At 70.9% G+C, this 19,169-nt stretch carries 23 protein-coding genes; 5 read left to right on the forward strand and 18 right to left on the reverse strand.

Features of this window, described 5'->3' with window-relative positions; translation table 11 throughout:
• Positions 1-708: an antibiotic biosynthesis monooxygenase gene (locus OG766_RS07910; protein ID WP_328724890.1), complete on the reverse strand. Its 708-nt coding sequence runs from the start codon at positions 706-708 to the stop codon at positions 1-3.
• Between the two features lie 154 nt (positions 709-862).
• Between OG766_RS07910 and dapA the strand changes: the two genes are divergently transcribed.
• On the forward strand, positions 863-1,774 hold the full coding sequence (gene dapA, locus OG766_RS07915) for a 4-hydroxy-tetrahydrodipicolinate synthase (protein WP_266375089.1): 912 nt from the start codon (positions 863-865) through the stop codon (positions 1,772-1,774).
• 24 nt (positions 1,775-1,798) lie between these two features.
• Here dapA and OG766_RS07920 read toward each other — a convergent pair whose 3' ends face one another.
• The 14 genes from OG766_RS07920 to OG766_RS07985 form a co-directional block, all read right to left on the reverse strand.
• Positions 1,799-2,002, reverse strand: a complete 204-nt coding sequence (locus OG766_RS07920; RefSeq protein ID WP_266375088.1) for a hypothetical protein — start codon at positions 2,000-2,002, stop codon at positions 1,799-1,801.
• Between the two features lie 127 nt (positions 2,003-2,129).
• On the reverse strand, positions 2,130-3,131 hold the full coding sequence (dapD, locus tag OG766_RS07925; RefSeq protein ID WP_266375087.1) for a 2,3,4,5-tetrahydropyridine-2,6-dicarboxylate N-succinyltransferase: 1,002 nt from the start codon (positions 3,129-3,131) through the stop codon (positions 2,130-2,132).
• A 108-nt stretch (positions 3,132-3,239) separates the two neighbouring features.
• Complete coding sequence (locus OG766_RS07930; protein WP_266375086.1) at positions 3,240-4,262, reverse strand: hypothetical protein; 1,023 nt, start codon at positions 4,260-4,262, stop codon at positions 3,240-3,242.
• A complete protein-coding gene (locus OG766_RS07935) occupies positions 4,255-4,860 on the reverse strand; it encodes an RNA polymerase sigma factor (RefSeq protein WP_266375085.1) in 606 nt (201 codons plus the stop codon). Before OG766_RS07935 ends, OG766_RS07930 begins: the two co-directional genes overlap by 8 nt.
• A 64-nt stretch (positions 4,861-4,924) precedes the next feature.
• Positions 4,925-5,473 (reverse strand): TetR/AcrR family transcriptional regulator, encoded by a 549-nt coding sequence (locus OG766_RS07940; RefSeq protein ID WP_266375084.1) that lies wholly within the window; start codon positions 5,471-5,473, stop codon positions 4,925-4,927.
• Positions 5,473-5,793, reverse strand: coding sequence for a DMT family transporter (locus tag OG766_RS07945; protein WP_266375083.1), 321 nt, complete (start codon positions 5,791-5,793; stop codon positions 5,473-5,475). The genes OG766_RS07940 and OG766_RS07945 overlap by 1 nt, the downstream gene beginning before the upstream one ends.
• A 142-nt stretch (positions 5,794-5,935) precedes the next feature.
• Positions 5,936-6,328 (reverse strand): metal-sulfur cluster assembly factor, encoded by a 393-nt coding sequence (locus tag OG766_RS07950; RefSeq protein WP_266375082.1) that lies wholly within the window; start codon positions 6,326-6,328, stop codon positions 5,936-5,938.
• Positions 6,325-6,780: a Fe-S cluster assembly sulfur transfer protein SufU gene (sufU, locus tag OG766_RS07955; protein ID WP_328724895.1), complete on the reverse strand. Its 456-nt coding sequence runs from the start codon at positions 6,778-6,780 to the stop codon at positions 6,325-6,327. Before sufU ends, OG766_RS07950 begins: the two co-directional genes overlap by 4 nt.
• 18 nt (positions 6,781-6,798) lie before the next feature.
• Positions 6,799-8,055, reverse strand: a complete 1,257-nt coding sequence (locus OG766_RS07960) for a cysteine desulfurase (protein WP_266375079.1) — start codon at positions 8,053-8,055, stop codon at positions 6,799-6,801.
• On the reverse strand, positions 8,052-8,816 hold the full coding sequence (gene sufC, locus OG766_RS07965) for a Fe-S cluster assembly ATPase SufC (protein ID WP_266375078.1): 765 nt from the start codon (positions 8,814-8,816) through the stop codon (positions 8,052-8,054). Before sufC ends, OG766_RS07960 begins: the two co-directional genes overlap by 4 nt.
• Before the next feature lie 7 nt (positions 8,817-8,823).
• Entirely contained in the window at positions 8,824-9,141 is a 318-nt protein-coding gene (locus tag OG766_RS07970; RefSeq protein ID WP_266375077.1) for a non-heme iron oxygenase ferredoxin subunit, read from the reverse strand.
• On the reverse strand, positions 9,141-10,319 hold the full coding sequence (gene sufD, locus OG766_RS07975; protein WP_266375076.1) for a Fe-S cluster assembly protein SufD: 1,179 nt from the start codon (positions 10,317-10,319) through the stop codon (positions 9,141-9,143). Before sufD ends, OG766_RS07970 begins: the two co-directional genes overlap by 1 nt.
• A gap of 114 nt (positions 10,320-10,433) precedes the next feature.
• Positions 10,434-11,855 carry a Fe-S cluster assembly protein SufB gene (sufB, locus tag OG766_RS07980; protein ID WP_266375075.1) on the reverse strand — a complete coding sequence of 474 codons (1,422 nt, stop codon included), beginning with the start codon at positions 11,853-11,855 and terminating at the stop codon, positions 10,434-10,436.
• Positions 11,852-12,652: a helix-turn-helix transcriptional regulator gene (locus tag OG766_RS07985; protein ID WP_266375074.1), complete on the reverse strand. Its 801-nt coding sequence runs from the start codon at positions 12,650-12,652 to the stop codon at positions 11,852-11,854. The genes sufB and OG766_RS07985 overlap by 4 nt, the downstream gene beginning before the upstream one ends.
• A 285-nt stretch (positions 12,653-12,937) precedes the next feature.
• Between OG766_RS07985 and OG766_RS07990 the strand changes: the two genes are divergently transcribed.
• The 4 genes from OG766_RS07990 (at position 12,938) to OG766_RS08005 (ending at position 16,478) form a co-directional block, all read left to right on the forward strand.
• Positions 12,938-13,864: an ABC transporter ATP-binding protein gene (locus tag OG766_RS07990; protein ID WP_266375073.1), complete on the forward strand. Its 927-nt coding sequence runs from the start codon at positions 12,938-12,940 to the stop codon at positions 13,862-13,864.
• Between the two features lie 89 nt (positions 13,865-13,953).
• Positions 13,954-14,688 (forward strand): ABC transporter permease, encoded by a 735-nt coding sequence (locus OG766_RS07995; protein WP_266378141.1) that lies wholly within the window; start codon positions 13,954-13,956, stop codon positions 14,686-14,688.
• A gap of 49 nt (positions 14,689-14,737) precedes the next feature.
• Positions 14,738-15,445: an SDR family NAD(P)-dependent oxidoreductase gene (locus tag OG766_RS08000; RefSeq protein WP_266375072.1), complete on the forward strand. Its 708-nt coding sequence runs from the start codon at positions 14,738-14,740 to the stop codon at positions 15,443-15,445.
• 64 nt (positions 15,446-15,509) lie between these two features.
• On the forward strand, positions 15,510-16,478 hold the full coding sequence (locus tag OG766_RS08005) for a COX15/CtaA family protein (RefSeq protein ID WP_266375071.1): 969 nt from the start codon (positions 15,510-15,512) through the stop codon (positions 16,476-16,478).
• Between the two features lie 48 nt (positions 16,479-16,526).
• On the opposite strand, the gene OG766_RS08010 is transcribed toward OG766_RS08005, so the two are convergent.
• The 3 genes from OG766_RS08010 to OG766_RS08020 all read right to left on the reverse strand — a co-directional run bounded on the left by OG766_RS08010 (position 16,527) and on the right by OG766_RS08020 (position 19,159).
• A complete protein-coding gene (locus OG766_RS08010; protein ID WP_328724897.1) occupies positions 16,527-17,609 on the reverse strand; it encodes an amidohydrolase family protein in 1,083 nt (360 codons plus the stop codon).
• 168 nt (positions 17,610-17,777) lie between these two features.
• The gene (locus OG766_RS08015; RefSeq protein WP_266375069.1) at positions 17,778-18,128 is read right to left on the reverse strand and encodes a hypothetical protein; all 351 of its coding nucleotides are present in this window, start codon (positions 18,126-18,128) and stop codon (positions 17,778-17,780) included.
• Between the two features lie 83 nt (positions 18,129-18,211).
• Positions 18,212-19,159, reverse strand: coding sequence for a heme o synthase (locus tag OG766_RS08020; protein WP_266375068.1), 948 nt, complete (start codon positions 19,157-19,159; stop codon positions 18,212-18,214).
• Positions 19,160-19,169: the final 10 nt, after the last annotated feature.

Genomic DNA, 19,169 nt, shown 5'->3' on the forward strand with positions numbered 1-19,169 from the left:
CTACGCGCCCGCGCTCAGGCTGAGCGCGGGCGTGTAGCGCGTCACCCGGCTGCCGGTGAGGCCCGGGTGGTGCCGGACGCGTTCCCACTCCTCCGTGGGCGAACCGACGCCGTCGCCCGGGGCTTCGAGCGCCTCCTGGTGGGCCCGCTCGCTTTCCCACTCGGCGTAGTTGAGGACGCGGGTGCCGTCCGTGCCGAGGTGGAAGTAGGCCGAGATGCCGCCCGGGTGCGGGTGCGGATCGCCTTCGAGCGCGGTGAACACGGCGTCGACCCAGTCGCGCTGACGGGCCGGGTCCGGCCCGTCGAAGCCGATCTCGACGATGACGACACAGCCCGGGACCCTGAGGTCGGCCTCGGGACTCCGTCCGCTGCGGTAGAGCTCGTACGTGTGCAGCCCCAGCCGCTCGATGCCCGGCACGGCGGCGTCGATCTCGTCGTTGCGCTCGTCCCGGAAGGTGCGGGAGAACTCCTGGTACGCGTCCTCGCCGGTCCACTGCGAGTAGTGCAGCAGGGCGGTTCCGTCGTTGCTCGTGTACACGCTGTACGAGAGCAGGCCGACGTCGGGCCAGTCGCGGAGCCGCCAGGCACGGTCGATCGCCTCGACAGCCGCCCGCTGCCGCTCGGGCGTGCCGACGTGCCAGGTGCTGACCTTGACGCTGCCGACGCCGGAGCGGGTGAGGTCGGGACGGGCGGAGAGATACGCGGTCATCGTGGTCCTCCTGAGCCGGTCGGGCCTTCGACGACCATGCTCGGACTTCAACCTCGGTTGAGGTCAAGCCGTCCTCGACCTTTCAGTTTCGCTTGCCCTTGACCCCTAGCAGAACTAAGTGGACCTTCACAGTCGGCGAGCGGACACTTCGGATATGACGACGCGACGAACACGCCCACGCCCCTTCGGCCGCGCCCTGTGCGCGATGATCACGCCCTTCACCGCCGACGGCGCGCCCGACCTGGACGGCGCCCGGAAGCTCGCCGCCCATCTGGTGGCCGAGGGGTGCGACGGGCTCGTGCTGAACGGCACGACCGGCGAGTCCCCGACCACGACCGACGCCGAGAAGACGGCGCTCGTACGGGCCGTCCGCGAGGCCGTGGGCGAGGGACCGGCCGTCGTCGCGGGCGTCGGCAGTGCGAGCACCCGGCACACGGTCGAGCTGGCGCGGGCCGCCGAGGACGCGGGAGCCGACGGGCTCCTGGTCGTCGCCCCGTACTACAGCCGGCCGCCGCAGCCCGCCGTCGCGGCGCACTTCCGGCGGGTGGCGGACGCCGTCGGCATCCCGCTGATGCTGTACGACATCCCCGGCCGCACCGGCACCCGCATCGAGCCCGAGACGATGCTGGCCCTCGCGGCCCATCCGCGGATCGTGGCCGTGAAGGACTGCGCGTACGACCTGCTCGGCAGCGCCAAGGTGATCGCCCGGACCTCGCTCGCCTACTACTCGGGCTGCGAGGAACTGAACCTTCCGCTGTATGCGGTGGGCGGCTCGGGCTTCGTCAGCACGGTCGCGAACGCGGCCCCGCGCCCGATGCGTGCCGTGCTCGACGCCCACGACGCGGGCCGGACGGCGGAGGCCGCCGAGCTCAACGGGCTCACGCTGCCGCTCGCCGAGCTGATGATGGCGTCGGGCCTGCCCGGCACGGTGACGGCGAAGGCCCTGCTCGGCGCGCTCGGCCTGCCGGCCGGGCCGGTCCGGGAACCGCTGCAGCCCGCCGACCGTGACACGGCGGGCGGACTGCTGGCTGTCTACGAGGAACTGGCGCGGCTGTTCCCGGCCTGACCGCAAGTGCCGCCCCGAGCGGACCTAGTCGTACACCGAGGTCGTTCCGAACACCGCGGCGTGCTCCAGGACGTCCTCGAGCGGGTCGTCGATCTGGCCGGTGGAGATCAGCGCCACGACCGGTGCGTTGTGCGAGTCGGTGTGGGTCTCGTCGGCCTGCGCGAGGCCGCACCGGCCCGCCACGGCCAACAGCGTCAACGTTCCGAGTACGGCCACCCTGGTCTTCATGTCGCTTCCTCGCCTTGCGTATTCGTGTGACTCTACGGTCACCCGTTCATCCGCCCGGCGGCATGAAAGGTTACGCAGAGTCACACGAATACGTCGGTACGAGCGACGCACCAGGACTGGCGGACCCTCAGTTGTGGCTGTGGAGCACCTCGTTGAGACCGCCCCAGACCGCGTTGTTCGGGCGGGCCTCGACGGCACCGGTCACCGAGTTGCGGCGGAAGAGGATGTTCGACGCACCGGACAGCTCACGGGCCTTGACGATCTGGCCGTCGGGCAGCGTGACCCGGGTGCCCGCCGTGACGTAGAGACCGGCCTCGACGACGCACTCGTCGCCGAGCGCGATCCCGACGCCCGCCTCGGCGCCGATCAGGCAGCGCTCGCCCACGGAGATGATGACGTTGCCGCCGCCGGAGAGGGTGCCCATGGTGGAGGCGCCGCCACCGATGTCGGAGCCGTCGCCGATGACGACGCCGGCGGAGATCCGGCCCTCGACCATGGAGGTGCCGAGGGTGCCGGCGTTGAAGTTGACGAAGCCCTCGTGCATGACCGTGGTGCCCTCGGCGAGGTGCGCACCGAGCCGGACGCGGTCGGCGTCGGCGATCCGGACGCCCTTGGGGGCCACGTAGTCCGTCATCCGCGGGAACTTGTCGATGGACGTCACCTGCAGGTGCAGGCCCTCGGCGCGGGCGTTGAGCCGCACCCTCTCGACGTTGTCGACGGCGACCGGGCCGAGCGAGGTCCAGGCGACGTTGGCGAGCAGCCCGAAGACGCCGTCGAGGCTCTGGCCGTGCGGGCGCACCAGCCGGTGCGAGAGCAGGTGGAGGCGCAGATAGGCGTCGTGCGCGTCGATCGGCTTCTCGTCGAGCGAGGCGATGACCGTACGGACGGCGACGACCTCGACCTCGCGGCGGGCGTCCACGCCGATGGCCTTCACGGCGCCCTCGCCGAGGAGGTTCACCGCCTGGTCGGGCGAGAGCCGCTCGGTGCCGGCCGGACCGGGCTCGGCCGAGAGCTCGGGGGCGGGGAACCAGGTGTCGAGAACGGTGCCGTCGCCGGCGATGGTGGCAAGGCCGGCGGCGACGGCGCCGGTGGCGCGCGGAGCAGTGGTGCTGTCGGGCGAGTCAGTCATGAGGAGAACCTAACCGGCAGGGCCCGGCCGGGGCGAACCGGTCTCAGGTGCCGGTCGTGAGCCCCGGCGGCCCGTCCCCTGCGCGGGCCGCCGGCGCCGTGCGGTTCGCTACCGCGCGTAGGGGTCGTCCATGACGTCGGTGCTCACCCGGGTGAGCGTGCCGACGACGGTGCCCTTGGCGACGAAGGGGCCTCCGGAGGCCTTGCCGCCCACGTAGTAGTCGAGCCCGGCCACGAAGCGGACGCCGCGGTAGGCGTAGGACTCGGGGTCGAGCAGCACCTGGAGGGAGTTGCGCTCGGAGGAGTAGTCGCGGAAGTTGCCGTCGATGCCGATCGCGACGGCGGGCCTGCCGACCCCGTCGGTCACCTTCTGCGGCTTCGTCGCACCGTCCAGGCCGGTGATGATCCGGTACATCGTCTCGGCCTTGTCGGGCGCCACGGTCGGTGAGCCGGACAGGACCTCGACGACCTCGTTGAAGTCGCGCTGCGCCTGGGTCATGCGCGGGGCGATGACGACCAAGCGGCTCGGGCGGGACTTCTTGCGGATCATGTCCAGCGCGGCGCCGGGATCGTCGGGGAGCGCGGCGACCAGCGCGTCCGACTGCTGCGGGGGAAGCGCGTCGTGCGTGTCGGGGTGGACCTGCGGCCATGCCCGTCGCTGCCGGTCGCCGTCGCTCTTCGGGGGTGTCTCGGGGCTCCGGTCGGGGCGCCCTTGCTGCGTGCCGTCGTAGCGGATCCAGTTCTGTGTGGTGTGCGATCTGCCGGATTCGAGTGAGCACTCCTTTCCGAGGCCGGGCTGCAGCGTGAAGGTGAACCCCTCGCCGTACCAGCCACGGCTCCCGGAGCCCCCGCAGTCCGGGCCGTCCCAGCGGGTCACCTGGTGCACCCAGTCGTCGGCTTCGGGCTGCCGGGCCGTCGGGCCGCTCCCGCCGTCGTCCACGAGCAGGGTGGTCAGCACCGCCGCCGCCGTCACCGCCGCCGCCGCGCCCACCGCGGCGAGCTTCCAGCCGGGGCGCGGGCGACGCCCGCGGGCGATCTCGTCCAGCAGGCGCTGCCGGGCCGGGGTGAGCCGGGCGTGGTCCGGTGTCGGGACACCGGCGCGGAGCTTGCGTACCGCCGTCATCTCATCCATGACCGGCCACCTTCTGGAATTCGTGCACGAGCGTGGGGTCCGCGCCGCCCAGCGCTTCGCGCACCTTGCGGCGGGCGCGGTTGAGCCGGGAGCGGACCGTACCCACCGGGATGGACAGGGCGTCGGCGACCTCCTGGTAGCCGAGGTCGGCCCAGGCGACGAGCAGGAGGACGTGCCGGTCGCCGGTCGACAGCGCGGCGAGCGCGGACGCGAGCGGTCCGCCCGTGGCCTGGGCCGCGACCCGGGCGTCCGCGCGGTCGGACCAGGATTCGGCGACCGGGTCGTGGCCGGTCCTGGCCAGTGCCCTCAGGGCCCGTACCTCGGCGCGGCGGTGCTTGCCGATGAGGTTCGCGGCGATGCCGTACAGCCAGGGGCGGGCGCTCGGGCGCGCCAGGTCGTAGCGCGCACGGGTGCGGAACGCGGCCAGGAAGGTGTCGGCGGTGATGTCGTCGGCCGCGCTCTCACCGAGCCGTCGTGCGGCGTAGCGGTGGATGTCGGCGGCATGCCGCTCATAGAGACCGGCGAACAGTTCGGGCCGTGCCAGGGACTGGGCGATGAGCTCCGCGTCCTCGCTCGGTCCCCCGGGTGGGCCGTTCACGCGGTCTCCGTGTCTGCTGTCGGTAGGCGTCACATCCCCTGTCACCCGCAGACCGCGTTCGGGTTCACGGTGTGGGGCGCGGAAGGATCCGGTCCAGCATCTCGCGTGCGTAGTCCTCGTCGTACGGCGCGTCCGTCAGCAGCACCTGCAGGCAGATGCCGTCCATCAGGGCCACCAGCGCCCGTGCCGTCGCGGGATCGCTGCGACGGGCGAGGGACTCGGCGACGCCGTCGGCCCACTCGGCCGCGACGGGCCGGAGGGCGGGGCGGCGCAGGGCGGCGAGGTAGAGCTCGTACTCCAGCTCCACGCCGGTGCGTTCGCCCCCGAGCCACTCGCCCATCAGCCGGGCCAGCTCCCGGGCGAGATCGCTCCCGGGGTCGACGAGGGCGCCGCTCTCCCGCACGGCGGCCGCGAAGCCCTCGTTGGCCTGGCGCAGCGCGGCGACCAACAGCTCGTCCAGCGAGGCGAAGTGATACGTCGTCGAGCCGAGCGGCACATCGGCCTCGGCGGCGACCGTGCGATGGCTCAGCCCGGCGATGCCGCTGCGGCCGACCACCCGGATCGCCGCGTCGATGATGCGCTGGCGCCGGTCGGGGTCGTACCGGCGGCCCATCAGTGCGCACCCCCGAGGTTGAGCACGACGACCCCGGCCACGACCAGCGCGATTCCGGCGATCTTCACCGGGCCGGCGGACTCGTTCATGAACAGCATGCCGATCGCCGCGACGGCCGCCGTCCCGATGCCCGCCCAGATCGCGTAGGCCGTCCCGACCGACAGCGTCTTCAGCGTCTGCGCGAGAAGCGTGAAGGCGAGCACATAGCCGACGACGGTGACGAGGGAGGGCCAGAGCCGGGTGAAGCCGTCGCTGTACTTCATCGCCGTGGTGCCGGCGACCTCCGCCGCGATGGCCGCGGCCAGCAGTCCGTATCCCATGTGTACGAGTGTACACATGGATGGGTACGCCCGTACACAACGCGGCGGGCCCCGGCACGGCGAAAGGCCATGCCCGCCGGTGTGTGACCGGCGGGCATGGCCTCTTGCGCGTGAAAGCGGACGCGTACCGTACGCGCGTGTGTCAGACGTTGAAGCCGAGCGCCCTCAGCTGCTCGCGACCGTCGTCCGTGATCTTGTCGGGACCCCACGGGGGCATCCAGACCCAGTTGATCTTCAGCTCGTTGACGATGCCGTCGGTCGCCGCCTTCGCCTGGTCCTCGATCACGTCGGTCAGCGGGCAGGCCGCGGACGTCAGCGTCATGTCCAGCGTCGCGATGTTCGAGTCGTCGATGTGGATGCCGTAGATCAGGCCGAGGTTGACCACGTCGATGCCCAGCTCGGGGTCGACGACGTCGTACAGCGCCTCGCGGACCTCCTCCTCGGAGGCCTTCGTGCCGGGCGTCGCGGCCGCGGACGAGAAGGTCTCCTCGTCCGGCCAGTCCTTCTCCGCCGTGGTCTCGCGGTTCTCAGTCATACGGTCTTCCCTTCGGACAGCGCCTGGGCCGTCGCGTCCTTCCATGCCATCCAGCTCAGGAGGGCGCACTTCACGCGCGCCGGGTACTTCGAGACGCCGGCGAACGCGACCGCGTCCTCCAGCACCTCCTCCATCGCGTCGTCCGGCTCGATCTGGCCCTTGGACTGCATCAGCTCAAGGAACGTCGCCTGGATCTTCTGCGCCTCGGCGAGCTCCCTGCCGACGAGCAGCTCGTTCAGCACGGAGGCGGAGGCCTGGCTGATCGAGCAGCCCTGGCCCTCGTACGAGACGTCCTCGACGCGCGTGCCGTCGTACTTCACACGCAACGTGATCTCGTCGCCGCAGGTGGGGTTGACGTGGTGCACCTCGGCGTCACCGTCCCGCAAGCCCCGGCCGTGCGGGTGCTTGTAGTGGTCCAGGATGACGTCCTGGTACATCGAATCAAGCTTCACAGAGCGTCCCTCAGTCCCTCATCCGAAGAAGTTGCGGACGTGCTCCAGGCCGTCGATCAGCGCGTCCACCTCGCCCGGCGTGGAGTACAGATAGAACGACGCCCGCGTGGTCGCAGGAATTCCGTACCTGAGGCACACCGGCCGTGCGCAGTGGTGGCCGACGCGGACCGCGATGCCCTGCTCGTCGAGCACCTGCCCCACATCGTGCGGATGGATGTCGCCGAGCACGAAGGAGATCGCCGCGCCGCGGTCCTCGGCCGTGACCGGGCCGATGATCCGCAGGTCGGGGACCTCCTGGAGGCGGCTCACCGCGTACTCGGTGAGCGCGTGCTCATGCTGGAGGACCTTGTCCATGCCGATCGAGGTGAGGTAGTCCACGGCCGCGCCGAGGCCGACGGCCTGGGCGATCGGGGGCGTACCCGCCTCGAACTTGTGCGGCGCGGGAGCGTACGTGGAGGAGTGCATCGAGACGGTCTCGATCATCTCGCCGCCGCCCAGGAACGGCGGGAGGTCCTCCAGCAGCTCCTGGCGGCCCCACAGGACGCCGATACCGGTCGGGCCGCACATCTTGTGACCGGTGAAGGCCACGAAGTCGGCGCCCAGGGCCTGGACGTCGAGCGGCATGTGCGGAGCGGCCTGCGAGGCGTCGATGAGGACGAGCGCACCGACGTCCTGCGCCCGGCGGACGATCTGGTCGACCGGGTTGACCGTGCCCAGGATGTTGGAGACCAGCGTGAAGGAGACGATCTTCGTCTTCTCCGTGATGATCTCCTCGATGTTGGACAGGTCCAGACGGCCGTCGTCCGTGAGCCCGAACCACTTCAGCTTCGCGCCGGTGCGCTGCGCCAGCAGCTGCCACGGAACGATGTTGGAGTGGTGCTCCATCTCCGTGATGACTATCTCGGTCTCGCGGTCCACGCGGTAGGGCTCGTCGGCCCAGCCCAGCATGTTCGCCACGAGGTTCAGCGACTCCGACGCGTTCTTGGTGAAGATCACCTCGTCGCGGCTGGGCGCGTTGATGAAGGCGGCGACCTTGTCGCGGGCGCCTTCGTACGCCGCCGTGGCCTCCTCGGCAAGGACGTGCACGCCGCGGTGGACGTTGGCGTTGTACCGCTCGTAGTAGGTGTTGAGCGCGTCGAGCACCTGGCGCGGCTTCTGGGACGTCGCCGCGTTGTCCAGGTAGACGATCTTCTTACCGTCGTGGACCAGGCGGTCCAGGATCGGGAAGTCCTTGCGGATCGCCTCGGTGTCGAGGAGGCCCGGCAGATGTGTCACGCGGATACGCCACCCTTCGTGTATGCCTCGTAGCCCTCGGCCTCCAGCTTGTCGGCGAGCTCGGCGCCGCCGGACTCGGCGATACGGCCGTTCGCGAACACGTGCACGAAGTCGGGCTTGATGTAGCGCAGGATGCGCGTGTAGTGCGTGATCAGCAGGGTGCCGACCTCGCCGGACTCGCGGACGCGGTTGACGCCCTCGGAAACCGTGCGCAGGGCGTCGACGTCGAGGCCGGAGTCGGTCTCGTCGAGGATCGCGATCTTGGGCTTGAGGAGCTCCAGCTGAAGGATCTCGTGGCGCTTCTTCTCACCGCCGGAGAAGCCCTCGTTGACGTTGCGCTCGGCGAAGGCGGGGTCCATGTGGAGACGCTCCATGGTCTCCTTGACCTCCTTCACCCAGGTGCGCAGCTTGGGGGCCTCACCGCGGATGGCGGTGGCGGAGGTGCGCAGGAAGTTGGAGACCGAGACGCCCGGGATCTCTACGGGGTACTGCATGGCGAGGAAGACGCCGGCGCGGGCGCGCTCGTCGACGGACATCTCCAGGACGTCCTCGCCGTCCAGGGTCACGGTGCCACCGGTGATCGTGTACTTGGGGTGGCCCGCCAGGGAGTAGGCGAGGGTCGACTTGCCGGAGCCGTTGGGGCCCATGATGGCGTGGGTCTCGCCCTGCTTCACGGTCAGGTCGACGCCCTTGAGGATCTCCTTGGTGGCGTTGTCGGCCTCGACGGAGACGCGCAGGTCGCGGATTTCAAGCGTTGCCATGGGGACTTCAGTTCTCCTGGGTGACGGAGACGAGCACATCGTCCCCTTCGATCTTTACGGGGTACACGGGGACCGGGCGCGTCGCGGGAAGGCCGGACGGCTTGCCGGTGCGGAGGTCGAAGCTGGAGCCGTGCAGCCAGCACTCGATCTGGCAGTCCTCGACCTCGCCCTCGGACAGGGAGACGTTCGCGTGCGAGCAGATGTCGTGGATCGCGAACACCTCGCCCTCCGTACGGACGACGGAGACCGGCGTGCCGTCGAGTTCCACCCTCTTCGGGGTGTCCTCCTCCAGCTCGCTCAGCCCACAGGCTCGGACGAAGGCCATCAGACGGACGCCTCCAGCTCGGCCTCGATCGTGGCGATGAGGCGCTCCTCGACGTCGGGCAGGCCGATCTGCTGGACCAGCTCGGCGAAGAAGCCACGGACGACGAGGCGACGGGCCTCGACCTCCGGGATGCCGCGGGCCATCAGGTAGAAGAGCTGCTCGTCGTCGAAGCGGCCGGTGGCGGAGGCGTGACCGGCGCCGACGATCTCGCCGGTCTCGATCTCCAGGTTCGGCACGGAGTCGACGCGGGCGCCGTCGCTCAGCACCAGGTTGCGGTTGAGCTCGTAGGTGTCCGTGCCCTCGGCCTTGGCCTCGATGAGTACGTCGCCGATCCACACCGCGTGGGCGTTGTCGCCCTGGAGCGCACCCTTGTAGGCGACGTTGGACTTGCAGTGCGGCATGTTGTGGTCGACCAGGAGGCGGTGCTCCTGGTGCTGGCCGGCGTCGGTGAAGTACAGACCGAACAGCTCGGCCTCGCCGCCCGTGCCCGCGTACGAAACGCGCGGGTGGAGGCGTACGACGTCGCCGCCGAAGGTCACGACGACCGACTTGAAGGCGGCGTCGCGGCCGATCAGGGCGTTGTGCTGCGAGCAGTGCACCGAGGTGTCGTCCCAGTCCTGGACGGAGACGAACGTGACCTTGGCGCCGTCGCCGATCAGGAAGTCCACGTTGGCGGCGCGCACGGCGTCGCCGGTGTGGTCGATGACGATGACGGCCTCGGCGAAGGCGCCGATGTCGAAGACGGTGTGCCCGAAGGTGGTGCCGCCCTCGCCGTGCAGGGTGAGCCGCACCGGCTCGGTCAGGACCGTCTCCTTGGGCACGGAGATGACGGTGGCCTTCTCGAAGGAGGAGTACGCCTGGGCGGCGACGCGGTCGACGGGCGTGCCGGCCTTGCCGATACGCGCGTCGTCACGGCCGACGGCCTCGACGGTGACCCCGTCCGGCGCGCTGACCTCCGCCTTGAGCGAACCGTCGGCCTTCGCGGTGCCGTCGTGCAGACCCCGCAGGCGCTCCAGCGGCGTGAACCGCCATTCCTCCTCACGGCCGTGCGGGACCGGGAAGTCCGCGACGTCGAAGGACGGGGGCACGCTCATGCGCGTGGCGACGGTCGACTCGGCGGCCACCGCGATCGAGCCGGCGGTGGTGGAGCCCACCGGAATGTTCTGAGCCTCAGCCATGGCTGTCGTCTTGCTCGCTTCCTCGTTAAGCCTGTGTCTGTTCCGGGTCCGTGGCACCTGTGGCTGCGCCACGGGCCCCGGTCCTCCGTGCTCGCTGCGGACGGGCCGCCGGCGTCAGCCGACCGCGCCTTCCATCTGCAGCTCGATCAGCCGGTTGAGCTCCAGCGCGTACTCCATGGGCAGCTCCTTGGCGATCGGCTCGACGAAGCCGCGCACGATCATCGCCATCGCCTCGTCCTCGGAGAGTCCGCGGCTCATCAGGTAGAAGAGCTGGTCGTCCGAGACCTTGGAGACGGTCGCCTCGTGTCCCATGGAGACGTCGTCCTCGCGGACGTCGACGTACGGGTAGGTGTCGGAGCGGGAGATGGTGTCGACGAGCAGAGCGTCACAGAGGACGTTGGACTTCGCACCCGGAGCGCCCTCGCCGATCTCGATCAGCCCGCGGTAGGACGTACGGCCGCCGCCGCGTGCCACCGACTTGGAGACGATGTTCGACGAGGTGTTCGGCGCCATGTGGACCATCTTGGCGCCGGCGTCCTGGTGCTGGCCCTCGCCCGCGAAGGCGATGGAGAGGGTCTCGCCCTTGGCGTGCTCGCCCATGAGGTAGACGGCCGGGTACTTCATCGTCACCTTGGAGCCGATGTTGCCGTCGACCCACTCCATGGTCGCGCCCTCGTAGGCCACGGCGCGCTTGGTGACCAGGTTGTAGACGTTGTTCGACCAGTTCTGGATGGTCGTGTACCGGCAGCGGGCGCCCTTCTTGACGATGATCTCGACCACGGCGCTGTGCAGGGAGTCCGAGGAGTAGATCGGGGCGGTGCAGCCCTCGACGTAGTGGACGTAGGCGTCCTCGTCGACGATGATCAGCGTCCGCTCGAACTGGCCCATGTTCTCGGTGTTGATCCGGAAGTAGGCCTGGAGCGGGATCTCGACGTGCACGCCCTTCGGGACGTAGATGAAGGATCCGCCGGACCACACCGCGGTGTTCAGCGACGCGAACTTGTTGTCGCCGACGGGGATGACCGTGCCGAAGTACTCCTTGAAGAGCTCCGGGTGCTCCTTCAGCGCGGTGTCGGTGTCCAGGAAGATGACGCCCTGCTCCTCCAGGTCCTCACGGATCTGGTGGTAGACGACCTCCGACTCGTACTGCGCGGCGACACCGGCGACGAGGCGCTGCTTCTCGGCCTCGGGGATGCCGAGCTTGTCGTACGTGTTCTTGATGTCCTCCGGGAGGTCCTCCCAGGACTCCGCCTGCTTCTCGGTGGACCGCACGAAGTACTTGATGTTGTCGAAGTCGATGCCGGAGAGGTCGGAGCCCCAGTTCGGCATGGGCTTCTTGTCGAAGAGACGCAGGCCCTTCAGACGCAGCTTCAGCATCCACTCGGGCTCGGACTTCTTCTCGGAGATGTCGCGGACGACGTCCTCCGAGAGACCGCGCTTGGCGGAGGCGCCCGCGGCGTCGGAGTCGGCCCAGCCGTATTCGTACTTGCCCAGGCCCTCGAGCTCAGGGTGGGCAGTCTCCGTGGGGAGAGTCATGCGGGGTTCCTCCCGGCCGTACTTGCAGATGCTTGCGAAGTGGTCTTGTCGGTCGTGCTGGTCTCGTCGGTCGTGCCGGCCCTGCTGGTGCCGCCGGCCCGCTCGTCGGGTCTGTGGCCCGCCTTCGGGATGAAGGTCGTGCACACTCCGTCGCCGTGGGCGATGGTGGCCAGACGCTGCACATGCGTGCCGAGCAAGCGGGAGAAGACCTCGGTCTCCGCCTCGCACAGCTGCGGATACCGCTCGGCCACATGGGCGACGGGACAGTGGTGCTGGCACAGCTGCTCGCCCACCGGCGCGCTACGCGCCGTAGCAGCGTACCCGTCGGCGGTCAACGCCTTGGCGAGAGCCTCGGTGCGCTCCTCGGCGTCCACGGCCTCCACGGCCGCGCGATACGCCTCAGCCTGGGCCTCCATCCGGTCCCGGGCGAACGCGGCGACGGCGGCTTCCCCGCCCGCGTTCTGCTCGATCCAGCGGAGGGCGTCCACCGCGAGGGCGTCGTACGACTGGTCGAAGGCGTCCCGGCCGCAGTCGGTCAGCGCGAAGACCTTGGCGGGCCTGCCGCGGGTGCGCGCCCCGTACACACGCTGCTCGCGGGCGACGACGACGTCGTCGGAGACCAGCGCGTCGAGATGGCGGCGGACGGCGGCCTGGGTGAGTCCGAGGCGCCCGGCGAGATCGGCGACGGTGGACGGCCCGTGGTCCAGGATGGACCGCGCAACCCGGTTGCGGGTGGACCGCTCCCCGGTCGCGAGCTCCTCCTGAGGGGACTCCCCAACAGCTCCGCCGCTTTTCACAACACCATTGTTGCGTAATTCCCGAGAGACTGACAAGCCGCGTCCCACCGGACGGACGGTGCCGTGCATCACTAAGGGAAACCTAACCTGACCTGCGGCAATGATCATCCATGGGATCGATCCGCCCCTGTCCCCCGCCGTGCGCGGGAAGGCTTCCGGCGGGCCGGCGACCCCGCTGACCGGCGATTTGTCCGCCGCGGAGGTGGCCGGAACCGGACGGTCACCCAGGGTGGGTTCCTGCCCCGGGGGCCCGGGGAGCCGTCGGGCCTCCCTAGACTGCCCCGCATGATGAACGAGTCCGCCGTCCGGGTACGGAGCCTGGTCAAGCGGTACGGAGCCAGGACCGCCGTGAACGGGCTCGACCTCGACGTCCGCGCCGGAACGGTCGCCGCCGTCCTCGGTCCGAACGGCGCCGGGAAGACCACCACCGTCGAGACCTGCGAGGGCTACCGCCGCGCCGACTCGGGCACGGTCCGCGTCCTCGGCCTCGACCCGGTCGCCGACGCCGCGCGGCTGCGCCCGAGGATCGGCGTGATGCTCCAATCGGGTGGCGTCTACTCCGGCGCCCGCGCCGACGAGATGCTCCGCCACATGGCGAAGCTGCACGCCCGCCCGCTGGACGTGGACGCCCTGATCGAGCGACTCGGCCTCGGCTCCTGCGGCCGGACGACGTACCGGCGGCTCTCCGGCGGACAGCAGCAGCGGCTCGCGCTCGCCATGGCCGTCGTCGGCCGCCCCGAACTGGTCTTTCTGGACGAGCCCACCGCCGGACTCGACCCACAGGCCCGCCGCGCCACCTGGGATCTGGTGCGCGAACTGCGCACGGACGGCGTGACGGTCGTCCTCACCACGCACTTCATGAACGAGGCGGAAGAGCTCGCGGACGACATCGCGATCATCGACGCGGGCCGGGTCGTCGCCCAGGGCAGCCCCGAGCAGCTCTGCCGCGGCGGCGCGGAGAACACGCTGCGGTTCACCGGCCGTCCCGGCCTCGACCTGGCCTCCCTGCTCAAGGCGCTGCCGGACGGCACGGCCGCTGCGGAGCTGACGCCGGGTGCCTACCGGATCACCGGCACGGTCGACCCCCAGCTGCTCGCCACCGTCACCTCCTGGTGCGCGCAGCACGGCGTGATGCCGGACGGCATCTCGGTGGAGCGCCACACCCTTGAGGACGTCTTCTTGGAGCTCACCGGGAAGGAGCTGCGGTCGTGACCGCTGAGGTGACCACGGACGTGACGTCCGAAGCCCCTGGAGTGCCGGGGACGTACGCCCCGGACCCGGGCGGCGCCCCCGTCGCACGGATGATCGTGGCGCAGGCGGCCCTGGAGACGAGGATGCTGCTGCGCAACGGGGAGCAGCTGCTGCTCACCGTGATCATTCCGTCGCTGCTGCTCGTGCTGTTCTCGACGGTCGACATCGTCACCGTGCCCGTCCCGGCCACGGGGGGCGGCGGCCGGTCCGTCGACTTCCTCGCGCCCGGCGTCCTCGCTCTCGCCGTGATGTCCACGGCCTTCACGGGCCAGGCCATCGCCACCGGCTTCGAGCGCCGTTACGGCGTGCTGAAGCGGCTCGGCGCCTCCCCGCTGCCGCGCTGGGCCCTGATGGCGGCGAAGACGCTCTCCGTGCTGGTCACGGAGGTGCTGCAGATCGTGCTGCTGACGCTGATCGCCCTCGCGCTGGGCTGGGACCCGCAGGGCGGCGCCGGCTCCGTGCTCCTGCTGCTCGTCCTCGGCACCGCGGCCTTCTCCGGTCTCGGGCTGCTGATGGCCGGCACGCTGAAGGCCGAGGCGACGCTCGCCGCGGCCAATCTGGTCTTCCTGCTGCTGCTGGTGGGCGGCGGCGTGATCGTCCCGCTCGACAGGTTCCCGGAGGCCGCGCAGTCGGTACTCGGCCTGCTGCCGATCTCCGCGCTCTCGGACGGGCTGCGGGACGTGCTCCAGCACGGTGCGTCGATGCCGTGGGGCGACCTCGGGATCCTGGCGGCGTGGGCGGTTCTCGGCCTGGGTGCCGCGGCGAGGTTCTTCCGCTGGGAGTGACGCCGGCGGACGACTGGCCGCCCTCGTGCCCCTGCCGGAGCCTGGAGGCATGACGACCACACTGCTCACCGGAGCGAACAAGGGTCTGGGCTTCGAGGCCGCCCGCCGGCTCATCGCCGAGGGCCACACCGTCTACATCGGCAGCCGGGACGCGGAACGCGGGCGGCTGGCCGCCGAGCGGCTGGGCGCCAGGACGGTCCGGCTCGACGTCACCGACGACGCCTCGGTCGCGGCGGCGGTGAAGACGATCGAGGCCGACGGCGGACTGGACGTCCTGGTCAACAACGCCGGCATCGAGGGACGGGCGCCCGACGGAGGCGTGATCGGCGCCGCGGACGTGACCGCCGACATGATGCGGCGGGTCTTCGAGACGAACGTCTTCGGCGTGGTGCGCGTCACCCACGCGTTCCTCCCGCTGCTGCGGCGGTCCGCAGCCCCGGTCGTGGTCAACGTCAGCAGCGGCCTCGGCTCGATGACCGGTGTCACCGCTCCCGACTCACCGGCGTACGCGTACCCGGGCGTCGCCTATCCGGCGTCGAAGACCGCGCTCAACATGGTCACCGTGCAGTTCGCGAAGGCGTTCCCCGGCATGCGGATCAACGCGGTGGATCCCGGATTCACGGCGACGGACCTCAACGGGCACACGGGTACACAGACCGTCGAGGAGGGCGCGGAGATCATCGTCCGGATGGCGCTGACGGGCCCCGACGGCCCGACCGGCGGCTGCTTCACCGTCGAGGGCCCCGTGTCCTGGTGATCCCCGGGGCGGTCTGTCCCGACATGGCCACCCACGTGAATCCGTGCACAAGCGCCCCTCTACGATGGTCGCCGTGCAGACCCCCCTCGCCTACATCGCCCAGCGCTGGACGCCGTCCCCCAAGACCCTCCGGCGTGCCGCTCTCGCACCCGTCGTGATGAGCGTGGTCATCATCGTGACCGGTGGCGCGGTCCGGCTGACCGGTTCCGGTCTCGGCTGCGACACCTGGCCCAAGTGCACGGACGACAGCCTCTTCGCCACGCCCGAGCAGGGCATCCACGGTGCCATCGAGTTCGGCAACCGGATGCTGACGTACGTCCTGTCGGCGGCCGTCGGCTGGGCGATCATCGCGGCGCGTGCCACCAAGCCGTGGCGGCGCGGGCTCTCCCGGCTCGGCTGGGCGCAGTTCTGGGTCGTGATGAGCAACGCCGTCCTCGGCGGGATCACGGTGTGGGCTGGCCTCAACCCGTGGACGGTGGCCGGGCACTTCCTCGCCGCCAACCTGCTGCTCACGGTCGCCGTGGTCACCTGGGTCCGGGCGGGCGAGGGGGACGGCGCGCCACGGCCCCGGGTGCCGCGCCCGGTGCGGAAGCTGGCCTGGGCGCTGGCCTCCGCCGCCGGGGTGCTGATCGCGTTGGGCACGGTCGTGACCGGCTCCGGCAAGCACGCGGGCGACAGCAGCGACGTACCGCGGATGCCGTTCGACTGGGTGGACGCGGCGCATGTGCATGCCGCGCTGGCCTGGCTGGTGTGCGTGCTCGCCGTGGCGATGTGGCTGGCGCTGCGGGTCGTGGACGCGCCCGACGACACCCGGGCGCGCGCCCGGGAGCTGCTGCTCGTCCTGGTCGCCCAGGGCGCCATCGGCTACACGCAGTTCTTCACGGACGTGCCCGAGGTGCTGGTCGGCGCCCATATGCTCGGCTCCTCGCTGATGTGGATCGCCGTGCTCCGGCTGGCGCTGAGCCTGCGCGAGCGGCCGCTCCCCGCGACGGACGCCCCGGACCGGCAGGACGCCGAGCTGGCGTCGGCCTGACCGGGCCCTCGGCACGCCGCGCCGGCGCCGGCCCGACCCGGGCCGCCCTCAGCACGTGAGCCGGTAGACGCGGCGGGCGTTGTCCGCCGCGATCATCCCGGCGACCCGCTCGGCGTCCGTGCGGCACCAGGCGCCGTCCGCCACCCAGCCGCTGAGCACCCGCCCCAGCGCCTCCCGGAAGGTCTGCGCCCCGACCACGTGGAGCTCGGGCAGCCCCCGGGCACCGCTGGAGAACAGCAGCTTCCCGAACGGGGCGTGCTCCAGGATCTCCGCGAGGACGGCCGCGGCCCCCGCCCCCGTATGGGCGAGCGCGGGTCCGACGTCCGCGTACACATGCGGGAAGACGCTCGCCAGATGCGCGGCGTGCCGGTGGTACGGGTAGCCGTGCAGCAGCACGAGATCGGTGCCGAGGCCGGCGGTGGCCGCCGCGAAGTCGGTCAGCAGCAGCGGATCGCCCACCCCGACGTGCAGTTGCAGCGGCCGGCCCGAGGCCACGGCGATCCAGAGCAGATGACGCAGCAGTACGGGGTCGTCGAGCGGGCCGCCGACGGGGCGTCCGGCCAGCCAGCGCCCGGTGGCGCCGCGCACCTCGCCGGGGCCGGGCGGCTCGGGCGCGAGGGCCGTCCCGTGCCGTGCCCCCGCCATGGAGGCGAAGGCGACGGCCGATCCGGCGGCGCCGTGCACGGCTTCCGCGAGGTTGGCGAGGAATCCGTCGACGGTGCCGGAGGTGTCGGCGACCTGTTCGGCGAGCAGCTCGAGGCGGACGATCTCATGGGCGTCGGCCATGCCCGCGGCGGCGATCTCGGGCGGTCCGGTGAGGTCTCCGGGCAGTCCGGTGTCCACCAGGTAGGTGGAGATCCCGGTGGCCCGCAGCAGCCGCCTGCCGGATTCCAGGACGCCGAGCTCCCTGCGCCGTGCGAGATAGTGCGCCGGCGGGCAGTGCGGTTCCAGACCGAGCAGCGGCGGACACCAGCGTCGTACGGCGAAGCCGGTCTGGGTGTCGAAGAAGGTGGTGCCGGGCGCGGGGGGCCCGGCGGTCCTGCCGAGGTGGGCCTCGAAGGTGCCGAGGCCCAGCTCCGTGCGGAGGACGCCGTGGCAGTACTGATCCACCAACGACGGCGTGTCGATCATCCGGGGGCTCCCAGCGGTGGACATCGTTCCACACGTCCTAACGGGTGAGCCCCGCCTGAGGTGTTGCCCTCGATGCGTCTGTGCTGACGCGGCGGGCTTCGCACCCCGCCCCCGCACGGCCCGCGGCCGCCGGACGGGCCGGTTCTCCGGCCCCTCCGGCGATGGCCGTCAGCCGTTCGAGGGGCCGCCCACCTGGATGCCTGCCATGCGCGTCCACTCGTACGGTCCGGTGCGGACCTTCAGCGCGAAGTCGCCGTCGAACGACTCGTGCAGCGTGATGCCGGACTTCTCGGCCGCGCTGACCGCGATGTCGTGGGTCGGTGCCACCAGGTCGCCCCAGCCGCCGTCCTCGCCGACGAGCACGATGCGGGTGCCCATCTGGCCGATGTACGCGAGCTGGCCCTCGGCGCCGCCGTGCGCCTTGGCGAAGGCGCCGATCTGCTTGGCGAGCTTCGCCGCCTTGCGCTCGGCCTTCGCGGACTGCCTCGCCTGCTTCTCGTCAACCTGCGTGTCTGCCATGACCAGGATGCTACTCGCGGGTAGATCCACTGGCGACCGTCGGGCCACGTGGCCTGGGCCACGCCGCGGGCGGGCGGAGTGGGTCAGCGCAGGAACGGGTCCACCGCGACGGCCACGAACAGCAGCGAGACGTACGTGATCGACCAGTGGAAGAGCCGCATCTCCTTGAGCTTGCCGCCCGCCGCCCCGGCCTTCGCGCGGCTCTGCAGCGCATGCGCCTCCCAGAGCCACCAGCCGCCGGTCACCAGCGCCACCGCCGTGTAGAACCAGCCGGTGTAGCCGAGCGGCGTCAGCAGCAGCGAGACCGCGACCATCACCCAGCTGTAGAGGACGATCTGGCGGGCGACGACCCTGTTGGAGGCGACGACGGGCAGCATCGGCACACCGACCCGCGCGTAGTCCTCCTTCACCTTCATCGACAGCGGCCAGTAGTGCGGCGGCGTCCAGAAGAAGATGACGAGGAAGAGGATGACCGCCGCCCACGACACCGAGTTGGTGACGGCGGACCAGCCGATGAGCACCGGCATACAGCCGGCGATCCCGCCCCACACGATGTTCTGCGCGGTGCGCCGCTTCAGCAGCATCGTGTAGACGACGACGTAGAAGAGGAGCGCGCCGAGCGCGAGCGCCCCGGACAGCCAGTTGACGAGCAGTCCGAACCAGAGGGTGGAGACCACCGCGAGAGCGAGGCCGAAGACCAGGCCCTCGCGCGGCGACACCATGCCGGTGACCAGGGGCCGCTGAGCGGTGCGGTCCATCAGCGCGTCGATGTCGCGGTCGATGTACATGTTGAGCGCGTTCGCGCCGCCGGCGGAGAGGTACCCGCCGACGCAGGTGGCGACGACCAGCCAGAGGTCCGGCACACCCTGCGCCGCCAGGAACATCACCGGTACGGTGGTGATGAGCAGCAGCTCGATGATCCGCGGCTTCGTCAGCGCCACGAATGCCTTGACGCGGGCCCCGAACGGCCGGTGGCCCCCCGGGCTGGGAGTCAAGACGACCCCTGCGGGTCGGGACTCGACGGCCGTCACGCACACCCCT

The organism is Streptomyces sp. NBC_00259 (assembly GCF_036181745.1).
In the GTDB taxonomy this organism is placed as follows: domain Bacteria; phylum Actinomycetota; class Actinomycetes; order Streptomycetales; family Streptomycetaceae; genus Streptomyces; species Streptomyces pratisoli.

What these genes read in the sequence shown, in the direction of transcription:
- OG766_RS07920 (WP_266375088.1), bottom strand. Translation starts at nt 2,002, where the DNA reads ATGAAGACCAGGGTGGCCGTACTCGGAACGTTGACGCTGTTGGCCGTG.
- OG766_RS08015 (WP_266375069.1), bottom strand. Translation starts at nt 18,128, where the DNA reads ATGGCAGACACGCAGGTTGACGAGAAGCAGGCGAGGCAGTCCGCGAAG.
- OG766_RS07970 (WP_266375077.1), bottom strand. Translation starts at nt 9,141, where the DNA reads ATGGCCTTCGTCCGAGCCTGTGGGCTGAGCGAGCTGGAGGAGGACACC.
- OG766_RS08000 (WP_266375072.1), top strand. Translation starts at nt 14,738, where the DNA reads ATGACGACCACACTGCTCACCGGAGCGAACAAGGGTCTGGGCTTCGAG.
- OG766_RS07945 (WP_266375083.1), bottom strand. Translation starts at nt 5,793, where the DNA reads ATGGGATACGGACTGCTGGCCGCGGCCATCGCGGCGGAGGTCGCCGGC.
- dapA (WP_266375089.1), top strand. Translation starts at nt 863, where the DNA reads ATGACGACGCGACGAACACGCCCACGCCCCTTCGGCCGCGCCCTGTGC.
- dapD (WP_266375087.1), bottom strand. Translation starts at nt 3,131, where the DNA reads ATGACTGACTCGCCCGACAGCACCACTGCTCCGCGCGCCACCGGCGCC.
- OG766_RS07995 (WP_266378141.1), top strand. Translation starts at nt 13,954, where the DNA reads ATGATCGTGGCGCAGGCGGCCCTGGAGACGAGGATGCTGCTGCGCAAC.
- OG766_RS07990 (WP_266375073.1), top strand. Translation starts at nt 12,938, where the DNA reads ATGATGAACGAGTCCGCCGTCCGGGTACGGAGCCTGGTCAAGCGGTAC.
- OG766_RS07950 (WP_266375082.1), bottom strand. Translation starts at nt 6,328, where the DNA reads ATGACTGAGAACCGCGAGACCACGGCGGAGAAGGACTGGCCGGACGAG.
- sufC (WP_266375078.1), bottom strand. Translation starts at nt 8,816, where the DNA reads ATGGCAACGCTTGAAATCCGCGACCTGCGCGTCTCCGTCGAGGCCGAC.
- OG766_RS07940 (WP_266375084.1), bottom strand. Translation starts at nt 5,473, where the DNA reads ATGGGCCGCCGGTACGACCCCGACCGGCGCCAGCGCATCATCGACGCG.
- sufD (WP_266375076.1), bottom strand. Translation starts at nt 10,319, where the DNA reads ATGGCTGAGGCTCAGAACATTCCGGTGGGCTCCACCACCGCCGGCTCG.
- OG766_RS08005 (WP_266375071.1), top strand. Translation starts at nt 15,510, where the DNA reads ATGGTCGCCGTGCAGACCCCCCTCGCCTACATCGCCCAGCGCTGGACG.
- OG766_RS07910 (WP_328724890.1), bottom strand. Translation starts at nt 708, where the DNA reads ATGACCGCGTATCTCTCCGCCCGTCCCGACCTCACCCGCTCCGGCGTC.
- OG766_RS07930 (WP_266375086.1), bottom strand. Translation starts at nt 4,262, where the DNA reads ATGGATGAGATGACGGCGGTACGCAAGCTCCGCGCCGGTGTCCCGACA.
- sufB (WP_266375075.1), bottom strand. Translation starts at nt 11,855, where the DNA reads ATGACTCTCCCCACGGAGACTGCCCACCCTGAGCTCGAGGGCCTGGGC.
- OG766_RS08010 (WP_328724897.1), bottom strand. Translation starts at nt 17,609, where the DNA reads ATGATCGACACGCCGTCGTTGGTGGATCAGTACTGCCACGGCGTCCTC.